Source organism: Bradyrhizobium arachidis, assembly GCF_015291705.1.
In the GTDB taxonomy this organism is placed as follows: Bacteria; Pseudomonadota; Alphaproteobacteria; order Rhizobiales; family Xanthobacteraceae; genus Bradyrhizobium; species Bradyrhizobium arachidis.
Genome location: NZ_CP030050.1, coordinates 4,963,179 through 4,978,612, shown reverse-complemented (window position 1 = coordinate 4,978,612; position 15,434 = coordinate 4,963,179). Strand labels below are relative to the sequence as shown.

At 66.7% G+C, this 15,434-nt stretch carries 9 protein-coding genes; 2 read left to right on the top strand and 7 right to left on the bottom strand.

Annotated features, from left to right (window positions below; genetic code table 11):
• Window positions 1–89 precede the first annotated feature (89 nt).
• From WN72_RS23120 to WN72_RS23095, 6 genes are all read right to left on the bottom strand, one after another.
• A complete protein-coding gene (locus tag WN72_RS23120) occupies window positions 90–1,001 on the bottom strand; it encodes a DMT family transporter (RefSeq protein ID WP_092216212.1) in 912 nt (303 codons plus the stop codon).
• Window positions 1,002–1,074: 73 nt separating this feature from the next.
• Entirely contained in the window at window positions 1,075–1,950 is an 876-nt protein-coding gene (locus tag WN72_RS23115; RefSeq protein ID WP_092216211.1) for a DMT family transporter, read from the bottom strand.
• Window positions 1,951–1,962: 12 nt separating this feature from the next.
• Window positions 1,963–2,844, bottom strand: coding sequence for an NAD(P)-dependent oxidoreductase (locus tag WN72_RS23110; RefSeq protein ID WP_092216210.1), 882 nt, complete (start codon window positions 2,842–2,844; stop codon window positions 1,963–1,965).
• Between the two features lie 2 nt (window positions 2,845–2,846).
• A protein-coding gene (gene prfB / locus WN72_RS23105) for a peptide chain release factor 2 (protein WP_143130599.1) occupies window positions 2,847–3,978 on the bottom strand; the annotation gives its coding sequence in 2 pieces (ribosomal slippage) (window positions 2,847–3,908 and window positions 3,910–3,978; 1,131 coding nt in all).
• A 185-nt stretch (window positions 3,979–4,163) separates the two neighbouring features.
• On the bottom strand, window positions 4,164–6,674 hold the full coding sequence (locus WN72_RS23100; RefSeq protein ID WP_027557812.1) for a penicillin-binding protein 1A: 2,511 nt from the start codon (window positions 6,672–6,674) through the stop codon (window positions 4,164–4,166).
• A 231-nt stretch (window positions 6,675–6,905) separates the two neighbouring features.
• Window positions 6,906–8,201 (bottom strand): N-acetylmuramoyl-L-alanine amidase, encoded by a 1,296-nt coding sequence (locus tag WN72_RS23095; protein WP_092216208.1) that lies wholly within the window; start codon window positions 8,199–8,201, stop codon window positions 6,906–6,908.
• 705 nt (window positions 8,202–8,906) lie between these two features.
• On the opposite strand from WN72_RS23095, the gene WN72_RS23090 reads away from it, so the two are divergent.
• Both WN72_RS23090 and WN72_RS23085 read left to right on the top strand, forming a co-directional pair.
• Window positions 8,907–12,032 carry an Rne/Rng family ribonuclease gene (locus WN72_RS23090; RefSeq protein ID WP_092216207.1) on the top strand — a complete coding sequence of 1,042 codons (3,126 nt, stop codon included), beginning with the start codon at window positions 8,907–8,909 and terminating at the stop codon, window positions 12,030–12,032.
• Window positions 12,033–12,098: 66 nt separating this feature from the next.
• On the top strand, window positions 12,099–13,331 hold the full coding sequence (locus tag WN72_RS23085) for an NAD(P)/FAD-dependent oxidoreductase (protein WP_092216206.1): 1,233 nt from the start codon (window positions 12,099–12,101) through the stop codon (window positions 13,329–13,331).
• On the opposite strand, the gene WN72_RS23080 is transcribed toward WN72_RS23085, so the two are convergent.
• Window positions 13,328–15,412, bottom strand: a complete 2,085-nt coding sequence (locus tag WN72_RS23080; protein WP_092216205.1) for a tetratricopeptide repeat protein — start codon at window positions 15,410–15,412, stop codon at window positions 13,328–13,330. The two genes, WN72_RS23085 and WN72_RS23080, sit on opposite strands and share 4 nt — an antisense overlap.
• Window positions 15,413–15,434: the final 22 nt, after the last annotated feature.

Below are 15,434 nucleotides of genomic sequence, written 5' to 3'. Positions count from 1 at the left end.
TGTAGTCTTGTTTTGTGGAGAGTGTCGCAAGGAGACTCGTCGCTGGCAAGCTCGACGATTTTCCGCGAGATGAAACGGCGACCCGGAACTTACGTGACGCGCCGCAGCAGATTCAGAACGCGTCCGTCGATCACCAGCAACGCGCTGCTGATGACGAGCGCGCCCGCGATCTCCCGCGCAGAGATCGGCTCGCCCAGTAGCAGCCATCCCAGCAGGATGGCCGTGACGGGAATGAGCAGCGTCACCAGCATCACATTGGTCGCGCCCGAGCGCCGGATGATCTGAAAGAAGACGATGTAGGCGAGCGCCGTCGACAGCGCGGCAAGCCCGAGCACCGCGAGCCAGGTCGCAAGACCCGGCATCGGCAGATGCCACGGCTGTTCCATCGCGCCGGCGACGATGGCCATCATCACCGTTGACGCCATCAGCTGAAACGTCGCGGTGCCAAGTGGAGCGGAGTCCTTCAGCAGCCGCCGCGCCGCCAGCGCCGCAAGGCCATAGCTGAATGCGCCGCCGAGGCAAAGCAGGATTCCGAGGCCCTGCCCCGACCTCGTCTCGATGCCCCATCCGCGCAGGATGACCACGCCGACGACGCCCAGCGCCACGCCGGCCACACGCCGTATCTGCAGAGCCTCTTCGCCGGCCGCCGCCATCACCATTACCGTGAACAGCGGCGTCGTGGCATTCAGGATCGAGGCCAGCCCGCTCGGAACGAAGGTCTGACCGATCACGATCAGCGAGAACGGGATGACGTTGTTGAGCAGTCCGATTGCGACGAACGGCTTCCAGCCTGCCATATCCTTGGGAAGACTGATGCCCTGCATCCGGAGCGACGGCAAGAGCATGGCCGCCCCGAGCGCAACGCGCAGGAGCACAAGCGTCAGCGGCGGCAACTCCCGCAACGCCGCGCCATTGAAAAAGAACGAGCCGCCCCAGAGGATCGAGAGCACCGCAAGCAGCGACCAGTCTCGCGCATCAATCCGGTTGTCGTTCGGGGGCATGCGTCTCGCCTCAGCGGCCAAACCTGTCGCCTAGGACGGCTCAGCCAACTTTCCCACCCGATTTCCGACAATGTCATGAGGACCGTCGTGTCTGGGCATCGCCGGCGATGTCGGCGACCACCGCGCCGATCACCAACGCCCCGCCAACGAGCGCATGAACGGCGGGCACTTCGCGGAAGGCAACCCAGATCCAGAACGGCATCAGCGGCGTCTCCAGCGTCGCGATCAACGAGGCTTGGCCTGACGGCAAGAGGCGCGAGCCGAGCATGTAGAAGGTCAGGCCGAGCGCGACCTGGAGGCATCCGAACATCGCGAGGATCGCAAGGCCGTTGCCGCCGACATGGGCGATGTCGTGGGCGAACGGCAGGCTGACGAGGCTTCCCAGGAAGTTCGAAAGCGCAGCCGCTGCCACCATCGACGTCTCGCGGTGGCGCCGGACCACCACCGTCATGGCGGAGATGGCGAGCACCATCAGGCAGCTCAAGGCAAGACCGCCGAGGTCGGCGCCGGCCTGCACGCCGCCGACCGTGACGACGACGCCGGCAAAGGCGATCAGGCTCGCAATTAGCGTGCGCCACGTCGCGGCTTCGCCGAGCCACAGCCACGCCAGCGCCGCGGCAACAAAGGGCTGGGTTGCGATCAGCACCGCGACATTCATCACCTTGGTCATCTGAAGCGCGGGGATGAACGAGACCATGCCGATGGTGGACAAGGAGGCGACGAGCAAACCTCCCCTTCCCGGCGCCACCAATTGCCGCAGGGCCGCACGGCCCTGCATCACGACGAGAAACACGCTGATCAGACTGCCCGCGAACACGCCGCGCCAGAACAGGATGGTCCAGGGATCGAACGGCAGCAGGCGGGTGAAGAACGGCGCCGTGCTCCAGGCAACCGCAGCGGCGATGACGAGGGCAATGCCGAGACCGCGATCCGATCGAGGCTGCCCCATGTCGAATTCCGGTTAAGACGGCTTCTTCGGCCGCGATACGAGCTCGATCATCCTGCCTTCGTCGTCATCCGGCATTGCGGCCTTGGCCTGCGCGTAGGACTCGACCGCGGCGCGCGACACCAGTGGCTTGTCGGCGAGCAGGCTTTCCGCGAGCCTCACCGCATAAGCGGCATCCTTGTGCCGCAGCGCTGCGGTGAACGTCGCGCCGGAAAAATCGCGGGCGACCATGCGCTTGGAGTGGCGCTGCACCTGCGGACTTGCGGCAACGCCCGCCTGGATCGAGTCCAGCACGAGGTTCATGTCGAGCCCGGCCTGCTCGGCGATCGCAAGGCCCTCGGCGAGGCCGGCGATCTGGATCGCGCCCATCAGATTGTTGATGAGCTTGTAGACCGTGCCGGAGCCGACCGCGCCGAAATGGCGGATGGTCGAGCCGATCGGTTCGAGGAACGGCCGCGCCCGTTCGAGATCGGCTGCATTGGCGCCGACCAGCAGCGTCAGCTTCCCGGCCGCTGCGGCATCCGGCAAGCCCGTCACGGGGCAGTCGACATAGATCAGCCCGCGTGCGTTGAGCTCACGGCCCATCTCGCGGGCATGGTCATAGGAGACGGTGGAGCATTCGATCGCGATGGTGCCGGCCTTGGCCGTCTTGGCCGCGCCGTCCGACCCGAGCCAGACCGCGCGCGAGGCCTCGTCGTCGGCGACCATGGTCACGACTGCGTCGGCATCGATCGCGGCATCCTCCGGCGAGGTCGCCCAATGCGCGCCGCGGGCGATCAGGTCTTCAGCTTTTGCCTTGCTGCGGTTCCACAGCGTCACCGTGAAGCCGGCATCGAGATAACGGCCGGCCATGCCATGGCCCATCCGCCCAAGCCCGATGAAGGCGACGCGCGTCATCGCTAATCCACGTCCTCGATGTCGCCGCCCGTGGTGCCGAAGGCGCGCTGCGCCAAGGTAGCGGCCATGAACTCGTCGAGATCGCCACCGAGCACGCCTGATGTGTCGGAGGTCTGCACGCCCGTGCGCAGATCCTTCACCATCTGGTAGGGCTGCAGCACGTAGGAGCGGATCTGGTGGCCCCAGCCGATGTCGGTCTTGGCGGCCTGGTCGGCAGCGGCCTTCTCCTCGCGCTTCTTCAGCTCGATCTCGTAGAGGCGTGCGCGCAGCATGTCCCAGGCCTGCGCGCGGTTCTTGTGCTGGGAGCGGCCGGCCTGGCAGACCACCGCGACGCCGGTCGGAATATGCGTCAGCCGCACCGCGGATTCGGTCTTGTTGACGTGCTGGCCGCCGGCGCCGCCAGAGCGCATGGTGTCGACGCGGACGTCGGATTCCTTGATGTCGATCTTGATGCTGTCGTCGATGACGGGAAACACCTGCACGCTCGAAAACGAGGTGTGCCGCCGCGCGTTGGAATCGAACGGCGAGATGCGCACGAGGCGATGCACGCCGGCCTCCGTCTTCAGCCAGCCATAGGCGTTGTGGCCGGAGACCTGGATGGTCGCCGACTTGATGCCGGCCTCTTCGCCCTCGGATTCCTCTAACACCTCGACCTTGAAGCCGTGGGTGTCGGCCCAGCGCGTGTACATGCGCAGCAGCATCTGCGCCCAGTCCTGGCTCTCGGTGCCGCCGGCGCCGGCATGGACCTCGAGATAGGAATCGAACCGGTCGGCCTCGCCCGAGAGCAGCGCCTCGAGCTCGCGCCGCGCGACTTCCTTCTTCAGGTTCTTCAGCGCAGCTTCGGCCTCGGCCACGACGCCGTCATCGCCCTCGGCCTCGCCGAGCTCGATCATGCCGATGTCGTCTTCGAGCTCCTGCTCGACCTTGCCGATGCCGGAGAGCGCGTCCTCAAGCGAGGTGCGCTCCTGCATCAGCTTCTGGGCTTTCTGGGGATCGTTCCAGAGGTTGGGATCTTCTGCGAGCTTGTTCAGCTCAGCGAGGCGCGCCGTCGATTTCTCGACGTCAAAGATGCCTCCTCAGCAGCCCGACTGACTGCTTGATCTCTTCTACCAACCGTTCGATTTCGGCGCGCATGTCGTTCTCTGGTCTCGCGGAATCCCGCGTGGGCGCATGATCCGGGAAAGTGTGAAGCGGTTTCCCGAAAGATCATGCGCAAACAAGAAATAAAGCGCGATGACTCATCGCGCAGATGGGGATGTAGCGGCGGCGGCTGCAAAGCGCAACCGCCGCTGCGACAGATGTCTGTCTTGTCCTGCGCCTTAGTACAGCCCGCCGGTACCCGGCCGCATGAAGAAGCCGGAATCCGGCTGCTGCTGCTGCGAGGCCGGCACGCCGCCGCGCCCGTCGGCGTCAGCAACGCCGATGACCGAATAATTGTCCGGCGGCGCCGTGCCCGGCTTGAACGCCTCCAGAATGGTTCCGCCGGTCTCGCCGGGGCCGGCACGCATGCCGGTCTTGGCGACAACGCGGACGAGCTTGATGCCGGCCGGCACCTTGAACGGAACGGCGGGCTTGTCGGCGAGCGCGAGCTTAAGGAAATCGCGCGCGATGGGGGCTGCCAGATGGCCGCCGGTCGCCGCGTTGCCCTTACCGAGCGCACGCGGCTTGTCATAGCCCATGTAGATGGCGACGGCGACATCGGGCGAGAAGCCGACGAACCAGGCGTCCTTGGCCTCGTTGGTGGTGCCGGTCTTGCCGGCGATCGGCTTGCCGACCTCCTTGACCACGGTCGCGGTGCCGGCCTGCACCACGCCTTCCATCAGCTCGGTGATCTGATAGGCGGTCATGGAGTCCAGCACCTGCTCGCGGCGGTCGATCAGCTGCGGTTCGGGCTGGTTCTTCCAGCCGCCCGGCGCGTCACAGCCGCGGCATTCGCGCTGGTCGTGCTTGAAGATGGTGTGGCCGTAGCGGTCCTGGATACGGTCGATCAGGGTCGGCTTCACGCGGCGGCCGCCATTGGCGAGCATCGAATAGGCCGTGACCATGCGCATCGCCGTGGTCTCGCCGGCGCCGAGCGCGTAGGACAGATAGTTCGGCAGCTCGTCATAGACGCCGAAGCGGCGGGCATATTCGCCGATCAGGGGCATGCCGATGTCCTGCGCAAGGCGCACCGTCACGGTGTTGAGCGACTGCCGCAGCGCGTTGCGCAGCGTCACCGGTCCCTGGAACTTGCCCGAGGAGAAGTTTTCCGGCCGCCACACGCCGGCACCCTGGCCCTGGTCGATTTCGATGGGCGCGTCGAGGACGACGGTCGAGGGCGTGTAGCCGTTGTCGAGCGCGGCCGAATAGACGATCGGCTTGAACGACGAACCCGGCTGCCGATAGGCCTGCGTGGCGCGGTTGAACTGGCTCTGGTCGAACGAGAAGCCGCCGACCATCGCGAGCACGCGGCCGGTCCATGGATCCATCACCACCATCGCGCCGGAGACTTCGGGGATCTGGCGCAAACGATACTGGCCTTCGACCGGCTGTCCTTCCTTGCTGTAGAGGGGATCGGCGTAGATCACATCGCCGGGCGCCAGCACTTGCGCCACGGACGTCGGGGTCTTGCCCTTGGCATTGCCTTGGGCCGCCCTCGCCCAGCGTATGCCGTCGAGTGTGACGAGGCCGGTCTCGCGCTGCTTGCTGACGGCGCCGCCGAGCTCGCGGCTCGGCTGGAAGCCGATGCGGGCGGACTGGTCGCTGGTCTCCAGCACCACCGCCATACGCCACGGCGAGATGTCGGACAGCGACTTGATCTCGGCGAGCTTCACGCCCCAATCGCCGGAGATATCAAGCTTGCTCATGGCGCCGCGATAGCCCTGCTGCTCGTCATAGTTCACGAGGCCCGAGACCATGGTCTTGCGCGCCATGACCTGGATCTTGGGATCGAGCGTGGTGCGGACGGAGAGACCGCCCTCATACAGCTTCTTCTCGCCGTAACGCTCGAAGATGTCGCGGCGGACTTCCTCGGCGAAATATTCGCCGGCGAAGGTGTGGGCGCCGTTGGAGCGGTTGGTGACGGCGAGCGGCTCCTTGCGCGCCTTGTCGGCGTCGGCCTGCTTGATCCAGCCGTTCTCCAGGAGACGGTCGATGACGTAGTTGCGGCGCTCGACGGCGCGGTCGCGGTTACGGACCGGATGCAGCGTCGCCGGCATCTTCGGCAGCGCGGCGAGGTAGGAGGCTTCCGCCACCGTCAGCTCGTTCACCGACTTGTCGAAATAGACCAGCGAGGCAGCCGCGATGCCGTAGGCGCCGAGGCCGAGATAGATTTCGTTCAGGTACAGCTCGAGGATCTTGTCCTTCGAGTAGGTCTTCTCGATGCGCATCGCCAGCAAGGCTTCCTTGATCTTGCGGGCAAAGGAGACCTCGTTGGTCAGCAGGAAGTTCTTGGCCACCTGCTGGGTGATCGTGGACGCACCCTGCGGACGGCGGTTGGAGCCGTAGTTCTGCAGGTAGAGCAGTCCGGCGCGCGCCATGCCGGTGTAGTCGATGCCGCCATGCTCGTAGAAATTCTTGTCCTCGGCCGCGAGGAAGGCGTTGATCACGAGCTTGGGCACCGCCTGGATCGGCAAATAAAGACGCCGCTCCTTGGCGTATTCGCCGAGCAGCGAACCGTCGACCGCGTGCACGCGGGTCATCACCGGCGGCTCGTAATCCTGGAGCTGAGAGTAATCGGGCAAGTCCTTGGAGAAATGCCAGATCAGGCCTGCCACGGCGCCGACACCGACAAGGAACACCACCGTTCCCGCGGCGAACAGGAAGCCCATGAACCGCACAAGCAAGCGCATTATGTGTTTATCCGTTCAAACTCTGGATCAGCCCAGTATCAGCCCCTTGGCACCCAAAACTGGTGCCAACCTCACGTCGCGAATTCACCGGCCTACGCAATCACATCAAGACCAGGCCTAGAGACGCTTGCCGAGCGGGATTCTCTCCGATTCCGGAACCCCCTGCGGCATTTTTATAAAGCGTCCGCTGTGGCCAAACTAGGGCCTTTGCGGCGGGACGAAAAAACCCTTTCAATTCGAGGGACCTGCCGTGGCCAGTCGCTTGGCCAGGAACCCGTCAATGGCCTGTGCCATCGAGCCCACGGCCTTGGACCGCCAGCCCTCCGATACCAGGTGCCCAAGGTCGCCCTTGTTGGAGACATAGCCGATCTCGACCAGGACGGACGGGACGTCGGGTGCCTTCAGGACCCGGAAGCCGGCCGATTTCAGGGGATGCTTGTGCATCCGCACGCTCGCCTTCATTTCAGCCATCAATAGGCGGGCAAAACGGTTTGAAAACGTGCGCGTTTCCCGTTGGGTGAGGTCGATCAGAATGTCGGCGACGTCGGTCGGCTCCTCCGCCAGATTGAACCCCGCGATGGCGTCCGCCCGGTTTTCCGCATCCGCCAGCCGCTGCGCCTCGGCGTCGGAGGCCTTGTCCGACAGCGTGTAGATCGTGGCGCCCTGGGCGTCGCCCTCGGCCTTGGGCAGCGCGTCGGCGTGAATCGAGACGAACAAGGCCGCCTTGAGGTTACGGGCGATCTTGGTCCGGTCATTGAGCGGGATGAAGGTGTCGTCGTCCCGCGTCATCACCACCCGGTATTTGCCGGCCTTTTCGAGCCTGTCGCGGAGCGCCAGACCGAACGCCAGCACCAGATTCTTCTCGCTCTCGCCGCTCGACTGGGTGCCGTTGTCGATGCCGCCATGGCCGGGATCGATCACGACCACCGGGCGGCCATCGGCCTTCTGCTGCGCGGTGTCCGGCGCCGGGGCGGCCGGAACCGTGGCGGGCGGCGCATCGGCGATCGCGGGCCGCAGGTCCGGGCGGTTCTCCGGAGGAATCGTCGGCACGAACGCGGCGCGATCGACTTCCTCCAGCTCGAGCACGAGCCGCGCCGGCTGGCCATTGGCCGCCTCCAGCACGTAGGAATTGGCGATCTTGGCGGGTCCCGTCAGGTCGAACACGATTCGCGAGCCGCCGGGCATGACGAGCCCGTAACGGAACGCCTTGACCAGCCCCCGCCCCCCAATTCCGGTGCCGGCGGGCAGCTGAAAATTGAGCTGGGGCACGTCGACCACCACCCGATAGGGGTCGGCCAGGGTCACGGTGCGGAAGGTGACGGTCTGATCGAGGTCGAGGACGAAGCGGGTCTGTTTGGCATCGCCGGCGAGGCGCGCGGCCGAGGCGATTGGAAAATTCGCCGCTGATACAGCGGCTTGCGGCTGGCTTTCCGCCGCGCTCAGGCGCCAGGAATCAGCGCCCGCCAATAGTGCAGTGCACAGCAGCGCGCCACCCAGTAAAACCCTTTGATTTGTGCGGCTCGCCACCGATTCCGTGCCTCCGAGCAGCCCTTTTAACGCAATAGAACCACAGGGTTAATCGATCCCTAATGACAGAAATGCGAAACTCGCCGACTGTGACCGCCGTGCGACGCTCCCTTGCACGGTTGGCCTATTCCACGTATGTACGGAATGCTGACGGCCGATATTTCCGGTTGTGTCGCATTCAGCCTCCCGGTGCAGCGCCGGAGCTCCCAAGATTTGGGAATTCCAGCGTTTTCCGTTCCCCTCTAAGGCCAGCGCGGTGCGCGGCAGCGAGGTGGAGCGGGGCAAAGCCCCGGTGGCGGACGGTCCCTGGTTACCTTAGCGTGTCCGGGACGGTTCTGACAGCGGCGTGACCATTTACCCGGTCCCTTAATCCCAAGGGAGCGGTTCGTAATCCCCAAGGCGAGCGCGCTCGCGCCATGCCTGGCCAGCAGCAACTGATTGAGGGGCGGCCTCGCCGCCCAATGCTTCATACGGGCCGACGCTTGATGCGCCAGACTGTGCCGACGAATTCTGAAGGACCATTCGCGACGCTGCGGAGTGACAATCCCGCGCGCCGCTTCGGTTCTGAAGCTTCCGGTTCGGCAAGGCGCGAGAGACGGCGTTTCGGCCTTCCCCTCACCCCCGAATCAGGTGGACCGTCGCGTCACCCGGCAGCGCAATTCGCGCCCACGGTCGAGCGCGCCCGCCGCCGCCAAGAGTTAAGACATGCCCAACAAGATGTTGATCGATGCCACTCACCCGGAAGAGACCCGGGTCGTCGTGGTCCGCGGCAATCGCGTCGAAGAGTTTGATTTCGAGACCGCGCAACGCAAGCAACTGCGCGGGAATATCTACCTCGCCAAGGTCACAAGGGTCGAACCCTCGCTCCAGGCCGCCTTCGTCGAATATGGCGGCAACCGCCACGGCTTCCTCGCCTTCAGCGAAATCCATCCCGACTACTATCAGATCCCGGTCGCCGACCGGCAGGCGCTGATCGAGGCCGAGGAGCAGGCCCATCGCGAGGCCGAGGAAGAGAGCGAGAACCGCTCCCACGGCCGCCGCCGCTCGCGCCACCGCAATGCCCGCCGCCGCGGTCAAGGCGAGCGCGTCCGCAGCGACATCGTCGAAGGTCTCGAGGCCGGCGCCGATCCCGCGGCCCAGCCGGTCGAGGGCGAAGCCCTGCACGCCGAGGGCGCATCGCACGAGGGCGAGCACCTGCTCGCCGATGCGGAGCATCACGACGGCCACGAGCATCACGACCACGACCATGGCGATCATGATCACCACGATCATGACCATGAAGCGCATGGCCACGACGACCACCATCATGCCCATGATGACGATCACGCGCACGATCATGACGATCATCATCATGACGACGAGCACGATCATGATCATGCCGCCGAGACGCCCGCGCCTGTCGCAGCGATCGGCGCCGAGCCCGTGGTCGCGACCGAAACCGCTCCCGAGCCGCAGGAAGCCCAGACCTTCGAAGCTCACACCTTCGAAGCCCACACCTCCGAAGCACATGCCGAGGCTCTGGCTGAAGCCGTGACGGCCGCCGCCGAGCCGGCTGATGCGGTCTATGCCGCCGGCGATGTCGCCGAGGCGCCCCATGCCGAGGCCGCGGACGCGGCCGGTGAAGACGACGAGGACGAGGACGGCGAGGAAGCCGAAGAGGAAGTCGTCGAATCCGTCGGCGGTGACGACGTGCTGGAGGAAGTGCCGGAGCGCACCTTCCGCCCGCGCCGCCAGTACAAGATCCAGGAAGTCATCAAGCGCCGCCAGGTGATGCTGGTGCAGGTGGTCAAGGAAGAGCGCGGCAACAAGGGTGCGGCGCTCACGACCTATCTCTCGCTCGCCGGCCGCTATGCCGTGCTGATGCCCAACACCGCGCGCGGCGGCGGCATCAGCCGCAAGATCACCAGCGCCCAGGACCGCTCGCGCCTGAAGGAAGTGGTGCAGGATCTCGACGTGCCCGAGGGTATGGGCATCATCCTGCGCACCGCCGGCGCCTCCCGCACCAAGCCGGAGATCAAGCGCGACTTCGAATACCTGATCCGGATGTGGGAGACGGTGCGCGACCTGACGCTGAAGTCGCAGGCCCCGACCCTCGTCTACGAGGAAGGCTCGCTGATCAAGCGCTCGCTGCGCGACCTCTACAACAAGGAGATCGACGAGATTCAGGTCGCCGGCGAATCCGGCTACCGCGAAGCGCGCGACTTCATGAAGATGCTGATGCCCGCCAATGTCAGCGCGGTGAAGCAGTATCGCGACGGCCAGCCGCTGTTCTCGCGCATGGGCGTCGAAAGCCAGCTCGACGCGATGTTCTCGCCGACCGTGCAGCTTCGCTCCGGCGGCTATGTCGTGATCAACCAGACCGAGGCGCTGGTCTCGATCGACGTCAACTCGGGGCGATCGACCCGCGAGCACCATATCGAGGACACCGCGCTCAAGACCAATCTGGAGGCGGCCGAAGAGGTCGCCCGCCAGCTCCGCCTGCGCGACCTCGCCGGCCTGATCGTCATCGACTTCATCGACATGGACGAGAAGCGCAACAACCGTGCGGTCGAGCGCAAGCTGTCCGATTGCCTGAGGCAGGATCGCGCCCGCATCCAGGTCGGCCGCATCTCGCATTTCGGCCTGCTCGAGATGTCGCGCCAGCGCATCCGCGCCAGCGTGCTGGAATCCTCGACCGATCCGTGCCCGCATTGCGGCGGCACCGGCCACGTCCGCTCGGTGTCCTCGGTGGCGCTCCAGCTGCTGCGCGGCCTCGAAGAGATCCTGATGAAGGGCGCGACCCACAATCTCGTGGTCCGCACCCGCACCGACGTCGCGCTCTACGTGCTGAACCACAAGCGCGGCCATCTGCGCGACCTCGAGAACAGCTTCAAGGTCACGCTGTCGGTCATCGCCGACCCCAGCGTCAGCGGCCCGCAGGCCTATCTGATCGACCGCGGCGAGCAGGTGCATACGCTCGAAGCCGCCAAGGCGCTGCTGGCAGCGCAGGCCGCCGCAAGCCCGCCGCCGCTGGCTGAAGAGGCCTATGACGACGAGGAATTCGATCCGGAGCTGGAATCCGAGGTCGAGACCGAGGAGACCGAAGGTCTCGCTGAAGAACAGGCTGCCGGCGAGGCCGGTCCCGAGCAGGACGGCCAGCGCCGCAAGCGCCGCCGGCGCCGGCGCGGCCGCGGTGGCCAGCGCGAAGGCGAGCTGCGCGAGGACAGCCCGACCACCCTTCCCGAATCGGCGGTGGCTGCCGGCGAAGGCGAGGACGATGCCGAATCCGAGCAGGATGGCGAGGAAGGCGAGGAGCAGGCCGCCCGTGGCGAGCAGCAGGGTAGCGGCGAGCGCCGGCGCCGGCGCGGTCGCCGCGGCGGACGCCGTCGGCGTGGCGGTGGCGAGGATGGTCTCGCCGGCTCCATCGGCGACGAGCTCGCGGCCAATGCGCCGCCGGAAGCGAGCGACGCGGTCGCCGATTTCGACAGCATCGGCAACGAAGCCGCGCCCCCGATCGCGCAGGCCGAGCTCTTCGCCGAGCCGCAAGCTGCTCTGCCTGAGGTGCGTGCTGAGGTGCCGACCGAGGCGCCGGCCGAGCCGGAGCCCGCTCCCAGCGCGGAGGCCGAAGAGCCTGCCGACGACAAGGCCGCGCGACGCCGCTCCACGGTCCGGGAAAAGGTGAGCTTCCTGTCGAGCAGCCCGAGCGAGCCCGCAACACCGGTTGCGCAGGCGAGCGAACCGATTACTACGCCCGTGCCGGCCCCCGAACCCGCACCGGAAGCAGCAAGCGAAACCCCAGCCGCGCCGCGTCGCGCCGGATGGTGGTCACGGCGCTTCGGCGGCGGCGAGTAACAGCAACATCCAGATGAAACCGCCCGGCCAAACCGGGCGGTTTTTGATTTGGCGAGGTCAGTGTCGATGCAAAGTGCGATCGTTCTCGGCGGCGGCATGATTGGAGTCAGCGCCGCGCTGCACCTGCGGCAGCGCGGCTGGGCCGTCACGCTCGTCGACCGCAGGGAGCCGGGCCGCGAGACCAGCTACGGCAATGCCGGGATGATCCAGGCCGAAGCGGTGCGCCCCTATCCGATGCCGCGCGACCTCGCCTCGCTGCTCAAGATCGCAACCGGCCGCACCAATGACGTGCGCTACAGCCTGTCCTCGCTTCATCTCCATATCGAGCCCCTGCTCCGCTACTGGTGGCATTCGGCGCCGAAGCGGCATCGCGAGGCGATCGACGCCTGGGCGCGGCTGATCGCCTACGCGACAAGCGAGCACGACATCCTCATCCGCGAGGCGCATGCCGACAATCTGATCCGCCGCGCCGGATACCGGCATCTGCATCGCGACCCCGTCTCGTTCGACCAGGCCATCAAGGCCGCGGAAGACGACGAGCGCGAGTTCGGCGTGAGGTTTCGCGCGCTCTCGGGGGCCGAGCTCGCCAAGGCCGAGCCGATCTTGCGCGACGACCTCCCCGGCGCGATCCACTGGCTCGACACCTGGACAGTGTCCGATCCCGGCGCGCTGGTCACCGCCTATGCCGAGCTGCTCGAGCGCCTCGGCGGCAGCATTGTGCTCGGGGACGCCCAGAGCCTGCAGCAGACCGCGACCGGCTGGTCGGTCAACACCGACAAGGGACGCATCGACGCCCCCCACGCCGTCGTGACGCTCGGACCATGGTCGCCCGATCTGCTCACCAAATTCGGCTACCGCATTCCGCTGGTGCGCAAGCGCGGCTACCACATGCACTATGCCGGCGGCGCGTCGCTCGATTTGCCTCTCGTCGACAAGGGCAACGGCTACGCGATGGGCCCGATGGCCAAGGGCATCCGCATCACCACCGGCGCGGAGTTGACCGGCATGGATGCGCTCGCAACGCCGGTGCAGCTCGCCAGCGCCGAGGCCTCTGCGCGCGAGCTGATCGATCTCGGCCAGCGCGTCGAGCCGGATCCGTGGTTCGGCACGCGGCCCTGCACGCCCGACATGCTGCCGGTGCTCGGGCAGGCCCCGCGCCATCCCGGCCTCTGGATGAACTTTGGCCACGGCCACCAGGGCTTTACGCTGGGGCCCGCGACCGGGCGCTTGCTCGCCGAGATCATGAGCGGCGAGACGCCGGCGATCGACCCGGCACCGTACCGGCCGGAGCGGTTCTAGCCCTCCGCGTTCGCGGCGAGCACCGCGAGCGCGGCCGAAATCCGCATCAGCGGGCCATCCCATTCGCGGGGGCTGCGCTGCCGGAACAGCCGCATGGTCGGATACCACGGACTGTCCTCGCGATCGCGCAGCCAGCGCCAGTCGAGCGCGTATGGCGTCAGCATCCACACCGGCCGGCCAAGCGCGCCCGCGAGATGCGCAACCGACGTATCGACGGCGATGACGAGATCGAGCGCCGCGACCGCCGCGGCGGTGTCGGCGAAATCGCCGAGCGCAGGTGCAAGGTCGATGACATCCTTGCCGAGTGCCGCGAGCACCTCGCCGTCCTCGGGGCGCGGCTCCTTTTGCAAGGAGTAGAGCTGAACGCCCTGCATCACGAGACGCGGCAGCACGGCTTCGGCCGGCAGCGAGCGCTGCTTGTCACCCTTGTGCCTGGCATTGCCGGCCCAGACCACGCCGACCTTCAGCGCGGTTACACCTGCGAGCGCCGCGCGCCAGCGCGACAGTTTTGCGGGATCGGGATGCAGATAGGGCACGTCGGCCGGGATGGTGCCGAGCGTGGTGCCGAATATCCGCGGCAGGCTCATCAGCGGCAGTTGCAGATCGAACGGCGGCAGCGCTTCGCCGCGCGCGATCACGGTGACATCAGGGAGCTGCCGGAGCAGCGCGGCGAGCGCGGGCTGAACCTGGAGGATGATCTTGCCGCCCATCGCCGTCACCATCGGCAGATAGCGCACAAAATGCAGGGCATCGCCGAGCCCGTATTCGGCGAACAGCAGCAGCGTGCGCCCCTTCAGCGGTTCGCCCTGCCACTCGGGCTCGCTGAACGTGGGGTCACCGTCCGACAGCGTCTTGCATTTGCGCCGCCAGCGATAGGCCTCGAAGCCATTCACGAAGTCGCCGTTCATCAGCAGGAAATGCGCATGGTTGTACTGCGCGAGCGGCTGCTCCGGATCGAGCGCGATCGCGCGATGCGAGACCGCGAGCGCCTCGTCGATGTCGCCGGCATTGCGCAGCGCGACCGCGAGATTGGCGTGGCCCTTGGCATAGCCGGGGTCGGCGACGACCGCGCAGCGATGCGCGGCGACCGCATCGCCTGCGCGCTCCTGCTTCTCGAAGATGATGCCGAGATTGGTCCAGGCCGCCGCGTAGTCGGGCTTGAGCAGCAGCGCGTGCTCGCAGGAAGCAATCGCCTCGTCGAGCAGGCCGAGCTCGGAGAGACAGGCGCCGAGATTGCTTGCGATCACATGATCAGACGCGTCGAGCGCAAGGGAGCGCCGGTAGATCTCGGCGGCCTCCACGAGGTGACCGGCCTCGTGCAGCACGAGGCCGAGCAGGCGCAGCGCCGGAGCATTGTCCGGCGCGCAGGCGATGGCGCGGTGGTACGCGGCAATGGCGGCTTCGAGCAATCCTTGCCGGTAGAGCACGGCGCCGAGACTGCACAGCAGACCGGGATCATCCGGATCGGCGTCGAGGGCGCGGCGATAGGCGGCCCCTGCCTCGCTGAGCCTCATCTGATCCGCAAGGAGATTGCCGAGATTGAGCCAGACGCCGTGATAGGAAGGCTCCCGCGCGATGACCGCGCGATAGGCTTCCTCCGCTTCCATCAATCGCCCCTGCTCCGCGAGCACGATGGCGAGATTGAAGCAGGCGCGCGTGAGATGGGCATCGAGCGCCAGCGCGCGGCGATAGGCGGCTTCGGCCTCGCCGAAACGCGAAAGCTCGCCCAGCGCCACGCCGATCTTGTTGTGCAGGCCGGCATCGTCCGGCCGCCGCACCAGCGCACGGCGGAACGCCGCCACCGCGCCCTCCTGCTCGCCCTTCACCGCAAGCGCATCGCCGAGCGTGACGAGCGCCGGCGCATGGTCCGGATCGATGTTGAAGACACGGCCGAGCAGCGCGGCACCGTCGGCCGCGCGATCGGTGACGAACGCAGCCACCGCCGCAAGATGCAGCGCCGGCAAATGATCGGGCGCGATCCTCAGCGCCTCCGCACAGAGCGCCTCAGCGTGATCCGGCCGTCCCGCCGAAAAATGCTCCGCCGCCTGCAACACAATCCGATCGACCGCCTCGCCCACGATGCCACCCGCCCCTTGGAAGCCA